3 protein-coding genes are annotated in these 2,265 nt (G+C 26.9%); all 3 read right to left on the reverse strand.

Going from position 1 to position 2,265, the window contains the following annotated elements:
- Positions 1-658: iron chelate uptake ABC transporter family permease subunit (locus tag ACRDDE_RS05280; protein WP_438626036.1), on the reverse strand; the 658-nt coding region annotated here is incomplete at its 3' end.
- A complete protein-coding gene (locus ACRDDE_RS05285; protein WP_438626037.1) occupies positions 645-1,601 on the reverse strand; it encodes an ABC transporter permease in 957 nt (318 codons plus the stop codon). The genes ACRDDE_RS05280 and ACRDDE_RS05285, both read right to left, overlap by 14 nt.
- A gap of 184 nt (positions 1,602-1,785) precedes the next feature.
- A partial coding sequence (locus tag ACRDDE_RS05290; RefSeq protein ID WP_438626039.1) for an aminotransferase class I/II-fold pyridoxal phosphate-dependent enzyme occupies positions 1,786-2,265 on the reverse strand: 480 nt, incomplete at its 5' end.

A 2,265-nucleotide genomic window follows, 5' to 3' on the forward strand; every position in this document is an offset into this window, starting at 1 on the left:
CCAAAGATATTACATCTAACATTTTAAGTTCATCATATATAAATGGTATAATAGCTATAATCATTATTACTGACATCATCAAGATTTCTGTATTTACATTACTAAAACTAGCATATAAACTATTTTGAAGTGCAGCATACTCATTTGGATCTATTACTACTTGCATAAATGTAGACATACTTTTAAATAAAGTTCCAAATATCATACCAACAAGTAGTAAGAAAAAAACATTATTGTTAGATCTTTCAAATAGTTTTTTGTAAAGAATAAACGATGCTAAAATCATTAGTGATGATGATAGTAAAAAGTTAGAACTTTTGTTAGTTATAAATGAACTTTCCACTCCTAATAAAAATACTATTACTGTTTGAATTAAAACATATAGTGAGTCTAATCCTAGTACACTTGGCGTTAGTATATTATTATTTGTTATCGTTTGAAATATAATTGATGAAAAAGCTATACATCCTCCAGTTATAACAATTGCTATAAGTTTAGGTATCCTTTGACTCATAGCATAATCTATATGATCAAAATTAACTCCTACAGCTAAAAATAATGTTGAAAAAATTACTATTAGAGCTCCTAATATGTATAATTTATTTTTTAAGTTTACCTTTATATTTATCTCTTTTTCTAAAGTACTAAGCTGTTGCATGATTTCCCCTCCTTAAAATCATAAAAAGGAATATTATACTTCCAATAGCTCCAACCGTAAGCCCTATTGGAATTTCATATGGATATATGACAGTCCTTGAAAATATATCACATACTAAAACAAATATTGCTCCAAATAAGCCAGTATGCCATATACTATCCTTTAAGTTATCACCTTTGTACATAGATACTATATTGGGTATTATCAAACCTATAAAAGGTATACTTCCCGCTGTTATAACTACGCAAACTGTTACAATTGCAACTATCATAAGACCTAAGTTAACGACTTTATTGTAATTAAGACCTAAATTAGTAGCAAAGTCTTCACCCATTCCTGCTATTGTAAATTTATTTGCATATATGTAAGCCATTATTATACATGGTATGGTTATGTATAGCATTTCATAATTTCCTTTTATTATCATAGAAAAGTTGCCTTGCATCCAAGCAGTTATATCCTGCATAAGATTATATTTATATGCTATAAAAGTAGTTGCAGAGCCTATGATATTTCCAAACATTATACCTATTAATGGCACAAATACAGCATTTTTAAACTTTAAGCTTTTTAAAATTTTCATAAAACCAAAAGTTCCTGCAAGTGCAAAAATAAATGAAGTTATCATCTTTCCAGCTAAACCTGTGCTTGGTATAATCAGCATTGCAAATACTAATCCTAATTGAGCTGAATCAATTGTTGCACCCGTTGTAGGTGAAACAAATTTATTTCGACTTACCTGTTGCATTATTAATCCGCATATACTCATTCCAAATCCTGCTAAAAGTATACTTACCAGCCTAGGAACTCTACTTATAAAAAATATATCTACTTTTTCTTTATTGTAGCTTACAATATCCATTAAAGTTATATCGTTAACTCCTATAAACAAGGAGGTTATTGACAATAATATCAATACAATTAATAAGTATCTTTTTTTCATTAGTTTACTCTCTCTTTCTGAAACCAGTTAATTATTGATAATAGTTTTCATTACTTGTTTTATATTTTACTGATAATAGTTATCACTGTCAACATTATTTTTAAAATTTATGTATAATTTTTAATTTTTTTAAATTTACTTAGTAAATCCACATAAAAAAAAGAAGCCATAACTAAGTTACAGCTCATTTTTTTATAAACTCATTATAAAATTTATTAAGTTCTCTCATTGATTTTTCAATTATAGTTTTACTAGTTGCTATATTTATACGTATATATCCATTTTCGCTATCAACAAACCTTGTTCCACTTTCTAGTAATACTCCACTTTCTCTAGCAAGCTTTTCAACAAACTCCAAACTATCATTAACTTTATTCAATTTAACCCAAACTAAATATCCAGCCTCTGGAGTCATTACCTCTATTCCATCATTGTCTAATAAAAGCTCTACAATTTTTAAATTTTCTTTTATATTTTCTCTCAATGAATCTACCCAATTATGTCCATTTTCATAACAAGCTACTGAAAATTCATATCCCACTCTGTTTATTTCTAATTTATTTTTAAGAAATGTATTTTTTATTTTATCATGAAGTATTTTATTTTTTATTAATAAATATGAACCACACACTCCAGCTAAATTAAAAGTCTTGTTTGGAGATGA

The organism is Paraclostridium sp., assembly GCF_051656405.1.
Taxonomy (GTDB): Bacteria; Bacillota; Clostridia; order Peptostreptococcales; family Peptostreptococcaceae; genus Paraclostridium.

Coding starts and splice junctions, on each gene's coding strand:
- ACRDDE_RS05285 (WP_438626037.1), bottom strand. CDS start 1,601: ATGAAAAAAAGATACTTATTAATTGTATTGATATTATTGTCAATAACC.